The 13,577-nt window shown below is 71.5% G+C and carries 12 protein-coding genes and 1 riboswitch; of the genes, 7 read left to right on the top strand and 5 right to left on the bottom strand.

The window, feature by feature from the left end; genetic code table 11:
• Positions 1-140: 140 nt before the first annotated feature.
• The gene (locus AB0Q90_RS27605; protein ID WP_363164641.1) at positions 141-1,268 is read left to right on the top strand and encodes a glycoside hydrolase family 6 protein; all 1,128 of its coding nucleotides are present in this window, start codon (positions 141-143) and stop codon (positions 1,266-1,268) included.
• On the opposite strand, the gene AB0Q90_RS27610 is transcribed toward AB0Q90_RS27605, so the two are convergent.
• On the bottom strand, positions 1,247-2,626 hold the full coding sequence (locus AB0Q90_RS27610; RefSeq protein ID WP_363164600.1) for a solute carrier family 23 protein: 1,380 nt from the start codon (positions 2,624-2,626) through the stop codon (positions 1,247-1,249). The two genes, AB0Q90_RS27605 and AB0Q90_RS27610, sit on opposite strands and share 22 nt — an antisense overlap.
• Positions 2,627-2,746: 120 nt before the next feature.
• On the opposite strand from AB0Q90_RS27610, the gene AB0Q90_RS27615 reads away from it, so the two are divergent.
• The gene (locus AB0Q90_RS27615) at positions 2,747-3,205 is read left to right on the top strand and encodes a hotdog domain-containing protein (protein ID WP_363164599.1); all 459 of its coding nucleotides are present in this window, start codon (positions 2,747-2,749) and stop codon (positions 3,203-3,205) included.
• Here the strand turns inward: AB0Q90_RS27615 and AB0Q90_RS27620 are convergent.
• Positions 3,165-4,376, bottom strand: a complete 1,212-nt coding sequence (locus AB0Q90_RS27620; RefSeq protein ID WP_363164598.1) for an MFS transporter — start codon at positions 4,374-4,376, stop codon at positions 3,165-3,167. The genes AB0Q90_RS27615 and AB0Q90_RS27620 overlap by 41 nt on opposite strands.
• Before the next feature lie 127 nt (positions 4,377-4,503).
• Here AB0Q90_RS27620 and AB0Q90_RS27625 point away from each other — a divergent pair, with 127 nt between their 5' ends.
• Positions 4,504-5,688, top strand: coding sequence for an ROK family transcriptional regulator (locus tag AB0Q90_RS27625; RefSeq protein WP_363164597.1), 1,185 nt, complete (start codon positions 4,504-4,506; stop codon positions 5,686-5,688).
• Positions 5,689-5,900: 212 nt separating this feature from the next.
• Here AB0Q90_RS27625 and AB0Q90_RS27630 read toward each other — a convergent pair whose 3' ends face one another.
• The 3 genes from AB0Q90_RS27630 to AB0Q90_RS27640 all read right to left on the bottom strand — a co-directional run bounded on the left by AB0Q90_RS27630 (position 5,901) and on the right by AB0Q90_RS27640 (position 10,085).
• Positions 5,901-6,644: an SDR family oxidoreductase gene (locus AB0Q90_RS27630; RefSeq protein WP_363164596.1), complete on the bottom strand. Its 744-nt coding sequence runs from the start codon at positions 6,642-6,644 to the stop codon at positions 5,901-5,903.
• Between the two features lie 119 nt (positions 6,645-6,763).
• On the bottom strand, positions 6,764-7,651 hold the full coding sequence (locus AB0Q90_RS27635) for an RNA polymerase sigma-70 factor (RefSeq protein ID WP_363164595.1): 888 nt from the start codon (positions 7,649-7,651) through the stop codon (positions 6,764-6,766).
• An 88-nt stretch (positions 7,652-7,739) separates the two neighbouring features.
• Entirely contained in the window at positions 7,740-10,085 is a 2,346-nt protein-coding gene (locus tag AB0Q90_RS27640) for a chitinase C-terminal domain-containing protein (protein ID WP_363164594.1), read from the bottom strand.
• Positions 10,086-10,258: 173 nt separating this feature from the next.
• Positions 10,259-10,389, top strand: a riboswitch (FMN riboswitch).
• 149 nt (positions 10,390-10,538) lie between these two features.
• On the opposite strand from AB0Q90_RS27640, the gene AB0Q90_RS27645 reads away from it, so the two are divergent.
• From AB0Q90_RS27645 to ribH, 4 genes are read left to right on the top strand one after another with little or no spacing between them, the layout of a single operon-like run.
• On the top strand, positions 10,539-11,144 hold the full coding sequence (locus AB0Q90_RS27645; RefSeq protein WP_363164593.1) for a riboflavin synthase: 606 nt from the start codon (positions 10,539-10,541) through the stop codon (positions 11,142-11,144).
• Complete coding sequence (locus AB0Q90_RS27650; RefSeq protein WP_363164592.1) at positions 11,141-11,782, top strand: nicotinamide mononucleotide transporter family protein; 642 nt, start codon at positions 11,141-11,143, stop codon at positions 11,780-11,782. Before AB0Q90_RS27645 ends, AB0Q90_RS27650 begins: the two co-directional genes overlap by 4 nt.
• Positions 11,779-13,068: a bifunctional 3,4-dihydroxy-2-butanone-4-phosphate synthase/GTP cyclohydrolase II gene (locus tag AB0Q90_RS27655; RefSeq protein ID WP_363164591.1), complete on the top strand. Its 1,290-nt coding sequence runs from the start codon at positions 11,779-11,781 to the stop codon at positions 13,066-13,068. The genes AB0Q90_RS27650 and AB0Q90_RS27655 overlap by 4 nt, the downstream gene beginning before the upstream one ends.
• A gap of 21 nt (positions 13,069-13,089) precedes the next feature.
• Entirely contained in the window at positions 13,090-13,575 is a 486-nt protein-coding gene (ribH, locus tag AB0Q90_RS27660) for a 6,7-dimethyl-8-ribityllumazine synthase (RefSeq protein WP_363164590.1), read from the top strand.
• Positions 13,576-13,577: the final 2 nt, after the last annotated feature.

Genomic DNA, 13,577 nt, shown 5'->3' on the forward strand with positions numbered 1-13,577 from the left:
TGACCGGAGTGACGGCGGGCCCGACGCTTCCCCAGAACGGGGGAACGCACCGTCTGTCGTGGGGGAGGGGGATCGACGCCGTGGCTGGCTTACGTGCCCAGCGTCGCGCAGCACGCAGGTCCCGGCGCCGACGCGCCGCCATGGTCACGGCGGCCTCCGTCGTGGTCGCCGTCGGCACCGCGTCCGGGATGATCTCGGCGCTCGACGACGAGCGGGGCTCGGACGAGGCCCGGCCCGAGGTGACCCACTCACCGCGCCTTGAGTCCCTGCCGGCGGTGCCCTCGCCGTCCCCGCCGGCCACCGAGCCGCCCTCCGCCACCGCCTCGCCGACGAAGAAGAAGGAGGCGTCCGCCACGCCCTCGCCGTCCAGGACCGAGCGCGAGCGGCAGACGGCCGCCGTGTCCACCCGCCTGTACCGCCATTCCGAGTCCCAGGTGCTCGACTGGGTCCGCGACCACGCCGGCGACCCGCGCCACGGCGTCATACAGTCCCGGATCGCCACCCACCCGGCCGCGGTGTGGTTCGCCGACTTCACGCCGGACACCATCACCGCCCGGGTCCGCGCGGTCACCTCCGGCGGCGCGGCGCAGGGACGGGTGCCGGTCGTCGTGGCGTACGCGATCCCGGACCGCGACTGCGGCGGGGCCAGCCAGGGCGGGGCGCCCGACCTCGACGCCTACGACGACTGGATCGACCGCTTCGCCGCCGGGCTGGGCTCGGGCGATGTCGTCGTCGTCCTGGAGCCCGACTCGATCGCCCAGTCCGAGTGCCTCTCCGGCGGCGAGCGGGCCGACCGCTTCGCCTCCCTGGCCCGCGCCGGCCGCGTCCTGAAGGAGGCCAACCCCCGGGCGCGCGTGTACTACGACGCCGGCCACTCAGGCTGGCACGCGGCCGGCAAGCAGGCGGGCTGGCTGAAGCAGGCCGGCGCCGCCTCGACGGCGTCCTCCGACGGGATCTTCAGCAACGTCTCCAACTTCCACACCACCGCCGACGAGATCGCCTACGACCGACAGGTCCTCGACGCCCTCGGCGGCCCCGCGAGCCTCGGCGCCGTCGTCGACACCAGCCGCAACGGCAACGGTGCCCCGGCCGACGGCGAGTGGTGCGACCCCGCCGGACGGAAGATCGGCCGGGCGCCGACCCTGAGCACCGGCGAGGCCCGGATCGACGCCTATCTGTGGGTCAAGCTGCCGGGGGAGTCCGACGGCTGCAAGGGGACGCCGGGGACGTTCAGCCCGTCGTACGCCTACGACCTGGCCTCGTCGTAGGAGGATGTGCCCTCGTCGAGGAGCGGCTCCTGGGTCTTGAGGTGGGCCGGGGCGAAGGCGCGCAGGGCGTGGTAGCCGGTGATGACGACCAGCGTGCCGAGGGCGATGCCGCTCAGCTGGAAGGTGTCGGTGAACTCCATGGTGACGTTGCCGACGCCGATGATGATGCCCGCGGCGGCCGGCACCAGGTTGAGCGGGTTGCGCAGGTCGACCTTGGCGTTGATCCAGATCTGGGCGCCGAGCAGGCCGATCATGCCGTAGAGGATGACGGTGATGCCGCCGAGGACGCCGCCCGGGATCGCGGCGACGATCGCGCCGAACTTCGGGCACAGGCCGAACAGGAGGGCGAAGCCGGCGGCGGCCCAGTAGGCGGCCGTGGAGTAGACGCGGGTCGCGGCCATCACGCCGATGTTCTCGGAGTACGTGGTGTTGGGCGGGCCGCCGACCGCGGTGGAGAGCATCGAGCCGATGCCGTCGGCGGAGATGGCCGTGCCGAGCTTGCCGTCCAGGTCGTCGCCGGTCATCTCGCCGACCGCCTTGACGTGCCCGGCGTTCTCGGCGACCAGGGCGATGACGACGGGCAGGGCGACCAGGATCGCCGACCACTCGAAGGACGGGCCGTGCAGCGTCGGCAGCCCGATCCAGTCCGCCTGGCCGACACCGGAGAGGTCCAGGCGCCAGTGGTCGGTGAGCTTGCCGCTCGCGTCGACGGAGTGGATCTGCCCGAAGATCCGGTCGAAGGCCCACGAGATGCCGTAGCCGAAGACCAGGCCCAGGAAGATCGCGATCCGGGAGAAGAAGCCGCGCAGGCAGACCACGGCCAGACCGGTGAACAGCATCACCAGCAGGGCCGTCCACTGGTCCTGCGGCCAGTACGTCGCCGCGGTCACCGGGGCGAGGTTGAAGCCGATCAGCATCACGACCGCGCCGGTGACGATCGGCGGCATCGCCACGTGGATGATCCGCGCCCCGAACCGCCGGACCGCGAGGCCCACCAGGAACAGCGCGGCGCCGACGACGAAGACCGCGCCGGTCACGGTCGCGCTGCTGCCGCCCTGGGCGCGGATGACCGCCGCGACGCCCACGAACGACAGGGAGCAGCCCAGGTAGCTGGGCACGCGGCCCCGGGTGGCCAGCAGGAAGACGACGGTCGCGACACCGGACATCATGATCGCGAGGTTGGGGTCCAGGCCCATCAGGACGGGCGCCACGAAGGACGCCCCGAACATCGCCACCACGTGCTGGGCGCCGAGCCCGGCCGTGCGGGGCCAGGAGAGCCGTTCGTCGGGCCGGACCACCGCGCCGGGCGCCGGCGTGCGTCCGTCGCCGTGCAGTTTCCAGCGGACGCCAAGATCCATGGTGCGGTTCGCTTTCGGTCGTGCGTGCGGTTGTCCGGACCATTGTCAGGGGTGAAAGGGGGTGCTGAGCGACCGCTTAGGATGAGGCGCTGTCATCTCTTACGCCCCAGGAGCACCACCGTGGCCGCCGAAGCCCCCATAGCCCCCGCCCTGGCCTACGGCCGGCTCGTCCCCGTCACCGTCCACTTCGACGACCTCGACGCGCTCGGACTGCTGCACAACGCCCGGTACCCCGTGATGGTGGAGCGGGCCTGGGCCGCCCTGTGGCAGGAGCACGGCTTCCGCTTCGAGGGCGACTGGGCCGCAGCCGGCGACGCCTGCAACGCGGTGAAGGAACTGCGGATCGGCTACGAGGCGCCGGTGACCAGGCCGGGCCCGTACGCCGTGCACCTGTGGCTGGAGCGGCTCGGCAACACCGGCCTGACCTACGGCTTCCGCTTCTGCTCGGCGGACGGCGCGGTGACGTACGCGCAGGGCGCCCGGGTACTGGTCCGACTGGACGCCGCCACGCTCCGGCCCGCGCCGTGGAGTGAGACGTTCAGGGCCGTGGGTCGGGAACTGCTGCGTCCGGCCGCTTGATCGTGGGCCGGTCGCGCTCGGCGGTGCGCAGCACCCCCGCGAACGCGGCCAGCCCGCACGACAGCAGGGTGACCAGACCGAACGACACCACCAGACTGGTCGCCTGGGCCAGCCCGCCGATCGCGCTCGGCGCGACCAGGCCCGAGGTGTACGTGATGGTCGCGACGCCCGCGATCGCCTGACTGGGGTTCGGGCCGCTGCGGCCCGCCGCGGCGAAGCACAGCGGTACGACCACCGCGATGCCCAGACCCATCAGCCCGAAGCCGGTCATCGCCACCGCGGGATGGCCCGCCACGACGATCAGCAGACCGCCCAGCGCGGCGACGACGCCGCCGAACCGGACCGTGCGGACGGCGCCGTACCGGTCCACCACCTTGTCGCCCGCGATCCGGGCCACCGCCATGGTGAGCGTGAAGCCCGTCGTGCACGCGGCCGCCAGCCCCGCCGAACTGTCCAGCTGATCGCGCAGATAGACGGCCGACCAGTCCAGGCTGGCCCCTTCCGCGAACACCGCGCAGAACCCGACCGCGCCGATGAGCAGGGCAGAGCGGGGCGGCAAGGCGAACCGGGGCGGCGGTTCCTCGCCCTGGGCAGCCTGGAGGTCCAGCACCCAGGCGCACGCGGTCACGCCGAGCACGGTCAGGACGACGGCCGCCAGCGCATGGTGCAGCCGGGCGTCCGTGCCGAGATGCGCGGCGAGTGTGCCGCCGAGCGAGCCGAGCACGGCGCCGGCGCTCCACATGCCGTGCAGCCCGGACATGATCGACCGGCCCAGACGGTTCTCGACCTCGACGCCGAGCGCGTTCATCGCCACGTCCGCCATGCCGGCGGTGGCGCCGAAGGTGAACAGGGCCAGGCAGAGGGTGAGGAGGTTCGGGGCCAGGGACGGCAGGGTGAGCGCGAGCGTCCACAGGGTGATCAGTCCGCGCAGGGCGTTCCGGGCGCCGAAGCGGTGGGTGATCCCGCCCGCGAGCGGCATCGCCACCGACGCGCCGAGCGCGGGGAAGGCCAGGGCGAGGCCCAGCTGGCCCGCACTCACCGAGGCGTGGTCCTGGATCCACGGCACCCGGGTCGCGAACGAGCCGGTCACCGCGCCGTGCGCCGCGAACACGGCGGCCACGGCGTACCGCGCCCGCCGCACCTCGCCTGCGTCGTAGGCCACTTCACTCATTGTCCGGTCCCTCCCCGTGCCCGGTCCTGGCGTCTGCCGCGGTAAACTATCAGGAACCCTGCCTGATAGATAGGGGATTTGCCGGGCCGCGGACCGCACGGCCCTGCCGATCTGGAAGGATCCCGGCATGCCGCCCGCATCCCCCAGCACCGCCCGGGCCATCAACGACCGCCTCGCCCTGCGACTGCTCCAGCAGGAGGGCCCGTTGACGGCAGGCCGGCTGAAGCAACTGACCGGCCTGTCCCGGCCGAGCGTCGCCGACCTCGTCGAACGCCTCACCGCCGCCGGACTGATCTCGGTCGTCGGAGAGTCGGGCGAACAGCGCCGCGGCCCCAACGCCAAGCTCTACGGCATCGTCGCCGACCGCGCCCATCTCGCGGCCCTGGACGTCCGCACCGAGGGCGTCGCCGTCGTCGTGTCCGACCTGGTGGGGGACGTGCTCGCCGAGGCGTCCGGGCCGATCACCGACGACACCGGGACGGGGCCGGCCGTCGAGCAGGCGGTGGCGCTGGTCGAGCGGGCGGCGAAGGAGGCCGGCGTGGACCGGCTGCACACCGTCGGCATCGGCGCGCCCGGCCTGATCGACCCGGCGACCGGTGAACTCCGCCGCTCCACCGGCCTGCCCGAGTGGCACCGCCGCCTCGTGGCCGCCCTCCAGGAACGGCTTCCGCAGGCGCGGGTGAGCGTCGAGAACGAGACGAACCTCGCCGCGCTGGCCGAGCAGCGGGACGGGGTGGCGCAGGACCGGGACACCTTCGTACTGCTGTGGCTGGGCCTCGGGGTCGGCGCTGCCGTCGTCCTCGACGGCGCCCTGCGCCGCGGTGCTTCCGGCGGCACGGGCGAGATCGGCTTCCTGCCGGTACCCGGGACGGCCGGGCTGCCCTCCGCTCACGACTGCGACGGGGGTTTCCACTCCCTCGCCGGGGCGGCGGCGGTGGCGGCGCTGGCGTTGTCGCACGGGGTGACGGCGGCTGTGGTGCCGGGTGAGCCTCATGCGGCGGGGCTGGTGCGGGCGGCGGTCGCCGACGGGGCGTTCGAGGGCTTCCTCGATGCTCTGGCGGACCGGCTGGCGCTGGGCGCGGCCGCGGTGATCTCGGTGCTGGATCCGGGGTGTGTGGTGCTGGCGGGGGAGATCGGCCGCGCGGGCGGCGCGGCCCTCGCGGCGCGCGTCCAGGAACGCCTTACCCGGCTGTCCCCGCTGCCCACGGAGGTGCGGGCCAGCACGCTGGGTGGGGGAGCGGTGCTGCGCGGGGCGCTGCTGACGGCCCGGGACCGTGCGCAGGAGGAGTTGTTCGCGCCGCCGGGGCGGTAGGTGGGCGTGGGGGCTTTTCTCGCCCCCGCCGCCCTTACCCATTCCCGTCCTCCAGGGGCTGCCGCCCCTTCGACCCCGCCCCAGGGGGCTCCGCCCCCTGGACCCCCGCTCCTCAAACGCTGACTTACTCAGCCCGTCCGGCGTTTGAGGACGAGGCCCGTTCAGGGCCGAAGCGGGGGTCTGGGGGCGGCAGCCCCCAGGGACAACACCCCTCACCGCCCGAACCGCACCGCCAGATACTCCTCGAACGTCCCCTTCCCCACCGCATGCTCCGGAGCGAGATGCCCGCCCGCCCGGAAGGCGCGGTAAGCCCGGCCCACCAGAGGCACGTTCACCACCGCCCGCTTACGGCCCACCGCCTTCAGATACGCCCGGGCAAGGGAGTCCAGCGTCCGTACCTCCGGCCCGGCCATGTCCGCGACGCGCCCCGCAGGCGCACCCACCGCCAGCTCCACCAACCGGTCCGCGACCTCCGCAACCTCCACGGGCTGATCCTTCACCCCCGCCGGCAGCAGCATCACCGGCAGCTTGGCCAGCCCGGCGAACACCTGGACCAGCAGGTCGTGGAACTGAGTCGTCCGCAGCACGGTCCACCCCAGCCCCGAGTCCTCGATCAGCTTCTCCACGGTGAGCTTGCTCTGGTAGTAGCCGAACGGCACCCGGTCGACCCCGACGATCGAGATGTACGCCAGGTGACTGACCCCGGCCTGCCGCGCAGCGGCGATCAGATGGGCCGCCGCCTCCTGGTCCCCACCGCGCGGCGTGCTCGCGCAGTGCACGACCGTCTCCACCCCCTCGACGGCCGCGTCCAGCCCGCTGCCGCCCGCCCGCAGGTCCACGGCGTAGGGCTGGGCGTGCCGGCTGAGCACCCGCACCTCGTGCCCGTCAGCGCGCAGCCGCTCCGTGACGAGCCGGCCCAGCGTGCCGGTGCCGCCGGTCACCAGGATTGTGGTCATGCTGTTCAGTCCCTTCGGATGCCGGGCGCTCCCGGTCGGAACACCCTTCATCAGCCAGGACCGAGTACCCCACCTGAAATGTGACAGCCGGCCCCTACGGGCTCCGACCAGCCTGCCCGCTACGCCCGTGCCAGCTGACGCCCCATGAACCCCAGCTTGTCCGGATTGACCACGGCCCGGGCATGCGCGACAAGGCCGTCCCGCACCTCGAAGGCGACCACCCCGACCAGCCTGTCGCCGTCCCACGCGGCCAGCGCCACCGCGCCGTTGACCTCGACCGCCGTGAAGTCCACCCCGACCAGGAACCGCTGACCGGTCCCCACCAGGAACCGCAGCACCTTCTCCCGGCCCAGGATCGGCCGCCGGGCCGCCGTGACCTTGCCACCGCCGTCGCCCCACCAGGTCACATCGGCCGCCAGCAGCTTCTCCAGACCGGCGAGATCGCCCTCGCGGGCCGCCGTGACGAAGGCCCTGACCAGTTCGTCCTGCCGCTCGGGCGCGGGCTCGAACCGGGACTCGGGATCGCCCACCCGCAGCACCGCCCGCCGGTACAGCTGACGGCAGTTGGCCTCCGTCAGCTCCAGCACCTCGGCGATCTCGCGGTGGCCGTAGGCGAACGCCTCCCGCAGCACGTACACGGCCCGCTCGGTCGGTGTGAGCCGCTCCAGCAGGACCAGCATCGCCATGGACACCGCGTCCCGCTGTTCGGCGGACTCCAGCGGCCCGAGCGTGCCGTCGGAGGTGACGACCGGCTCCGGCAGCCAGGGGCCGGCGTACTGCTCGCGCCGTGCCCGGGCCGAGGTCAGCCGGGTGAGGCAGAGATTGGTGACGACCTTGGCGAGCCAGGCGCCCGGCCGCTCGATCGCCGTACGGTCGGCTCCGCTGAACCGCAGATACGCGTCCTGGACGGTGTCCTCGGCCTCCTCGGCGGAGCCGAGCATGCGATAGGCGAGGCCGAACAGCCGGGGCCGGTGCCTCTCGAACTCGTCGGCGGTCGCGGTCGTCATGCCCTTAACCCTGCCAGACGCAGGAGTTGAGAGGCCCAGCGGCGGGCAAGGGCCGTCGTCACCGCCGCCGGGCCGGTCCGGGAGGGGCTCAGCAGGCGCCGAGGTCCTGCCACACGCCCCATTCACCGGTGGTGCCGGGCTCCTCGCCCTTCGTCCACCACTTGGCCTTCCACGAGTGCCCCTTGTGGGACACCGTGGCGCCCCCGAGGTATTCCGTGGTCGCGCTCCAGGCCGCTGCCGTGCACGCACCGGTCCCGTCGGTAGGCGTCGGCGAGGGAGACGCCGTATCGGAGGGTGTGGGCGAGGGAGACGAGCCCCCCGGCTCCACCACAGACGTCCCGCGTGCCAGATCCCCGGCCAGCGCATACGTCGTCCCGCCGAACGTCACCGTCCAGTTCGACGGCGTCGACACCGGCAGGTAGTACACGAAGTCCAGCTCCACCGACGCGCCCGGCGCCAGCGTCTGCCAGCTCGGCAGCTTCAGCGAGACACGGTGGTAGTCGCCCTTGAGCCCGCCGACGTTCGTCCCCGTGTGGTCACTGCGGATCACCGAAGTCCCGAAGCCCGACTGGTCCTTGGCGTTGCCGGGAGCCGAGGTGCCGTAGTCGAACCGGAACTCCGTACCGCCCGGCAGAGCCACCGACGTGTTGTTGGTGATCTTCAGCTTGGGGCTGATCGGGTAGTTGGAGTCACCGAGCGGGAACTGCCCGAAGTCGACGTCGATGTCCAGCGCCTGGCTCGGCAGGTCGATCGTCGACCGCTTCGCGCCGTACGGGGAGGCCGACTTGAACTTCTCGTACATGGCCGTCGTCAGCGTGGACCCCGGCTCGTACTGGCCCTTGGCCGCGTTCCAGCCGTAGTCACCGGCCAGCTCCCACACCATGGTGCCGCCGATGCCGTTGTCGACGACGTAGTCGGCCTTGGCGTTCACCGACTGCTCGTCCTCGGTGGAGAGGAAGACCTTCTTCTCGGCGTTCCACAGCCAGGGCGCGACCAGCGTGGAGTCGTACTTGCGGGCGTAGGTGCCGGTCAGCGCGGTGTCGGCCGGGAAGCCGTACTTGGTCACATAGTCCCCGACGACGCCCTTCTCCAGGTTCTTGGCGTGCCACATCGGGTTCGAACCCGCGGGCGACTCCTTGCCGTTGGTGTCGAGGTCGTGCCAGAGGTTGTCGATGCCACTGGCGCCGTCACCGCACTTGGTCAGCCCGGACCCGGCGGGGCAGTTCGTGGACGGGGCCTTGCCCCACAGCCCGTCCGTGCCGCCGGTGACGTTCTTGAATCCCCGGGTGTAGTACGGCAGTCCGATGTTGATGCGGCCGGCGGGCATCGAACCGCGGAAGTAGTGGTAGGCCCAGTCGGTGTTCAGATAGCCGATTCCGCCGTACTGGGAGGTGGAGTACACGCCCGCGGCCGCGAGTTCGGCGTCCTTTCCGTCGTCGAAGAGCGAGGCGTTCGGGCCGACGTACTCGTTCCAGGCGCCGTGCAGGTCGTAGGACATGATGTTGACGTAGTCCAGGTACTTCTGGACCTGGAAGGTCTCCATGCCGCGCAGCAGATAGCCCGAGGACGGCGCCGCGACCGAGAGCAGGTAGTGCCTGCCGTCCGCCGCGCCCGCCCGGTCGAGCTTCTCGCGCAGGGTCTTCATGAGGGCGGCGTAGCCCTTGACCAGGCCCGCGCGGCGGGCGTTGGAGAGGGACCAGTCGAGCGGGTTGCCCGCGTCCTTCATGGTCGTCGGGTACTCGTAGTCGATGTCGACGCCGTTGAAGCCGTACTTCCTGATGAAGTCGACGGCGGAATCCGCGAAGGTGTCGATGCCCGCCTGGTTCACCGAGCCGTCGGCGTTGGTGGCCATCGAGTAGAAGCCGCCCGAGTTCACGCGCGTGCCGTTGTCGTCGAAGTAGCCGCCGGTCTCGGCCCAGCCGCCCACCGAGATCAGCGTCTTGACGTTCGGGTGCTGCTTCTTGAACTTGTTGAGCAGATTGAAGTGGCCCTTGTAGGAGTAGGCCGGGTCCATCTCGGCGCCGCTCACGCCCGGCCAGGTCATGCCCGTCGCCGCGTTGGTGGCGCCGTCCGCCCCGACGGAGATCTTGTTGGAGCCGTCGATGTGGGCGAAGGCGTAGTTGAGGTGGGTGACCTTGTCCCACGGGATGTCGGGGGCCAGATAGGCGGGCGTGCCGTCCTTGCCGGTGCGCCAGCCGGTGAAGTAGCCGATCACCCGGCGCTGGTGGTCGGTGCCCATCTTCTCCCGGCCCTCGGCGTCGTAGACCGAGCAGTACGGGACGTCGACGCCGGGCGTCTTGTACAGCCCGTCGGGACGGCAGGACTCCTGGTCGGCGGCGTGCGAGACGGTGGCCGGCAGGCCCGCGAGCACCAGGCCGGCGACCGCGCCGAGGGCGGCGAGCAGGGCGGGTCTGGCTCGGTTGCGTGACAGCAAGTCGGTTCCTCTCCAGGGAAGTTGCGCAGACCCTAAGGAGGACTAGACCAATGCGTCAATAGGTATGGACCAATTGAGGAACGGAGGTATCCGGTCATGGCTTGTGAGCCACCCCACAGCCCTCACCCGCATGGACGCCGATCAGGCGTGGCACACTGGCTCTGTACCAGAAGCAGCGCACTCCGGGGTCGGTGAAAGTCCGAACCGGCGGTTACAGTCCGCGACCCGGTCGCCTCCAGCGGCCGGTTGACCAGGTGAAATTCCTGGACCGACGGTTAAAGTCCGGATGGGAGGCAGTGCGCGGCGGGCGGGCATTCGTGCGCGCCGCCGATATGAGCTCGTCCCTTCGTGGACGGGTTTTTCCGGCGTCGCTCCCGGTGTCGTCGCCCGTACTTTCTGTCGTCATCGACAGCCCCGGAGTCCGTGCCCTATTGAGGCAGGAGGACCCGGGAAGTGTTCACCGGAATCGTCGAAGAGCTGGGCGAGGTCACGGCCGTCGAGAACCTCGGCGACGCCTCCCGCTTCCGGCTGCGGGGCCCCGTCGTCACCGAGGGCGCAAAGCACGGTGACTCCATCGCGGTCAACGGCGTCTGCCTCACCGTGGTCGAGCACGAGGGCGACGAGTTCACCGCCGATGTGATGGCCGAGACCCTGAACCGCTCCAGCCTCGGCGCCCTCGGCGTCGGCTCGCGCGTCAACCTGGAGCGCCCGACCGCAGTCGGCGCCCGCCTCGGCGGCCACATCGTGCAGGGACACGTCGACGGCACCGGCGAGGTGCTGGAGCGCAAGCCGTCCGAGAACTGGGAGATCGTGAAGGTCTCGCTCCCCGCGGACCTCGCCCGGTACGTCGTCGAGAAGGGCTCCATCACCGTCGACGGCATCAGCCTCACCGTCGTCGACGCCGGCCCCGACTACTTCACCGTCAGCCTCATCCCCACCACCCTCGCCCTGACCACGCTCGGCCTCAAGCAGCCCGGCGACCCGGTCAACCTTGAGGTGGACGTCGTCGCCAAGTACGTCGAGCGGCTGCTCGCGGCGGGTCAGGGAGCGCAGCGGTGAACTGGCTCAACTCCGAGGCCTTCGTCCTGTTCGACCAGCACATCATCTGGTCGGACATGGTCGGCAACATCTTCGGCCTCCTCGCCCTCGCCCTGGGCCTGCGGCGCTCGGTGTGGAGCTGGCCGGTGCAGTTCGCCGCCGGCCTCATCCTCTTCGGCGCCTTCTACGGCCATCTGACGGGCAGCGCCGGCAAGCAGGCCGTCGTCATGGCCGTGGCCCTGTACGGCTGGTGGCAGTGGAACCGCGGCACCGGCCGGGCCGCCGACGGACACATCTCCGTACGGTTCGCCACCTGGCGCGAGCGCGGCGCGATGATCGCGGCGGGCGCCGCCGGCACCGTCGCCGTGGCCCTGCTGTTCAAGGCGTACCCGAGCCTGTCCTGGGACCCTTGGCCGGACGCCTACATCTTCGTCGGCACCATCGTCGCCATGTACGCGCAGGCCCGCGGCATGGTCGAGTTCTGGTTCGCCTGGCTCCTGGTCGACCTGGTCGGCGTCCCCCTGAGCTTCAACAACGGCTACGCCTTCTCCGGCTTCGTCTACGTCATCTACGGCGCGCTTGTCCTGTGGGGCATGCGCGACTGGTGGCTGCGTTCCCGCAAGGACGCGCGGCCCGTCCTGGAAGGAGCGCCCGCATGAGCACGGCTCCGGTTCTGTACAGCAGCGACAACATCGAGGACTGGTCGCTCGACCCGATCGAGCAGGCCATCGCCGACATCGCGGCCGGCCGGCCCATCGTGGTCGTCGACGACGAGGACCGCGAGAACGAGGGCGACCTCGTCATCGCCGCCGAGAAGGCCACCCCCGAGATCGTCGCCTTCATGATGAGCGAGTGCCGCGGCCTGATCTGCGCCCCCATGGAGGGCGCGGAACTGGACCGACTCAGGCTCCCGCAGATGGTCGAGGACAACACCGAGTCGATGAAGACCGCGTTCACGGTCTCCGTGGACGCCTCCGCCGCCCACGGTGTGAGCACCGGCATCTCGGCCTCCGATCGCGCCACCACCCTCCAGCTGCTGGCGAGCGGCGACGCCGTGGCCGACGACTTCGTCCGCCCCGGCCACATCTTCCCGCTGCGCGCCAAGTCCGGCGGCGTGCTCGTGCGCAACGGCCACACCGAGGCCGCCGTCGACCTCGCCCGGCTCGCCGGACTGCGCCCGGCCGGCGCGATCGTCGAGATCGCCGGCGAGGACGGCAGGATGCTGCGCCTGCCCGAGCTGATCCCGTTCGCCCGCAAGCACGGCCTGACGATCATCTCCATCGAGGACCTGATCGCCTACCGCCGCAGCGCCGAGCCCACCGTCCGCCGCGAGGCCGAGGTCCATCTGCCGACCTCCCACGGCACCTTCACCGCGTACGGCTACCGCTCCACCGTCGACGGCGTCGAGCACGTCGCCCTGGTGCACGGCGAGATCGGCGACGGCGAGAACGTCGTGGTCCGCGTCCACTCCGAGTGCCTCACCGGCGATGTCTTCGGCTCCCTGCGCTGCGACTGCGGACCCCAGCTGGACGCCGCACTGGAGCGCATCCAGGCCGAGGGCCGCGGAGTCGTCGTCTACCTGCGCGGCCACGAGGGACGCGGCATCGGCCTGCTGTCCAAGCTGCGCGCCTACGAGCTCCAGGAGCGCGGCCGCGACACCCTGGACGCCAACCTGGAACTCGGCCTGCCGGCCGACGCCCGGGACTACGCCGCAGGGGCGCAGATCCTTGAGGATCTCGGCGTGCACAGCGTCCGGCTGATGACCAACAACCCCGACAAGACAGACGCGCTCGTCCGCCACGGCATCAAGGTCACCGACCGCGAGCCGATGCCCGTGACCGCGGGCGAGCACAACCTCCGGTACCTGCGCACCAAGCGGGACCGGATGGGGCACGACCTGCCCTGGCTGGAGGCGACCCCCGCCTCCACGTGCGGCAACCAGTAAGCAAGGACACCGAGGAGAGACGTGAGCGGCAAGGGTGCACCGGAACTGTCCGTACGCAACGTGGGCGACCTGCGGGTGGCCGTCATCGCGGCGCAGTGGCACGAGAAGGTGATGGACGGTCTGGTGGACGGCGCCCTGCGCGCCCTGCACGACCTGGGGATCGACGAGCCGACCCTGCTGAGGGTCCCCGGCAGCTGGGAACTCCCGGTCGTCGCCAAGGTCCTCGCGGGGCGCGGCTACGACGCGATCGTCGCCCTCGGTGTCGTCATCCGCGGCGGCACCCCCCACTTCGAGTACGTGTGCCAGGGCGTCACCCAGGGCCTGACCCAGGTCTCCGTGGACACCGGCGTGCCCGTCGGCTTCGGCCTGCTCACCTGTGACAACGAGGAGCAGGCCCTGGACCGGGCCGGTCTGCCCGGCTCCAACGAGGACAAGGGGCACGAGGCGGTGACGGCCGCGGTGGCCACCGCGGCCACGCTCCGCTCAGTATCTGAACCGTGGCGCTGAGC

It is taken from the genome of Streptomyces sp. NPDC079141 (assembly GCF_040686775.1).
Lineage (GTDB): Bacteria > Actinomycetota > Actinomycetes > Streptomycetales > Streptomycetaceae > Streptomyces.

What these genes read in the sequence shown, in the direction of transcription:
- AB0Q90_RS27605 (WP_363164641.1), top strand. Translation starts at nt 141, where the DNA reads ATGGTCACGGCGGCCTCCGTCGTGGTCGCCGTCGGCACCGCGTCCGGG.
- AB0Q90_RS27655 (WP_363164591.1), top strand. Translation starts at nt 11,779, where the DNA reads ATGAGCACGGCTCCGGTTCTGTACAGCAGCGACAACATCGAGGACTGG.
- AB0Q90_RS27635 (WP_363164595.1), bottom strand. Translation starts at nt 7,651, where the DNA reads ATGACGACCGCGACCGCCGACGAGTTCGAGAGGCACCGGCCCCGGCTG.
- AB0Q90_RS27620 (WP_363164598.1), bottom strand. Translation starts at nt 4,376, where the DNA reads ATGAGTGAAGTGGCCTACGACGCAGGCGAGGTGCGGCGGGCGCGGTAC.
- AB0Q90_RS27625 (WP_363164597.1), top strand. Translation starts at nt 4,504, where the DNA reads ATGCCGCCCGCATCCCCCAGCACCGCCCGGGCCATCAACGACCGCCTC.
- AB0Q90_RS27630 (WP_363164596.1), bottom strand. Translation starts at nt 6,644, where the DNA reads ATGACCACAATCCTGGTGACCGGCGGCACCGGCACGCTGGGCCGGCTC.
- AB0Q90_RS27610 (WP_363164600.1), bottom strand. Translation starts at nt 2,626, where the DNA reads ATGGATCTTGGCGTCCGCTGGAAACTGCACGGCGACGGACGCACGCCG.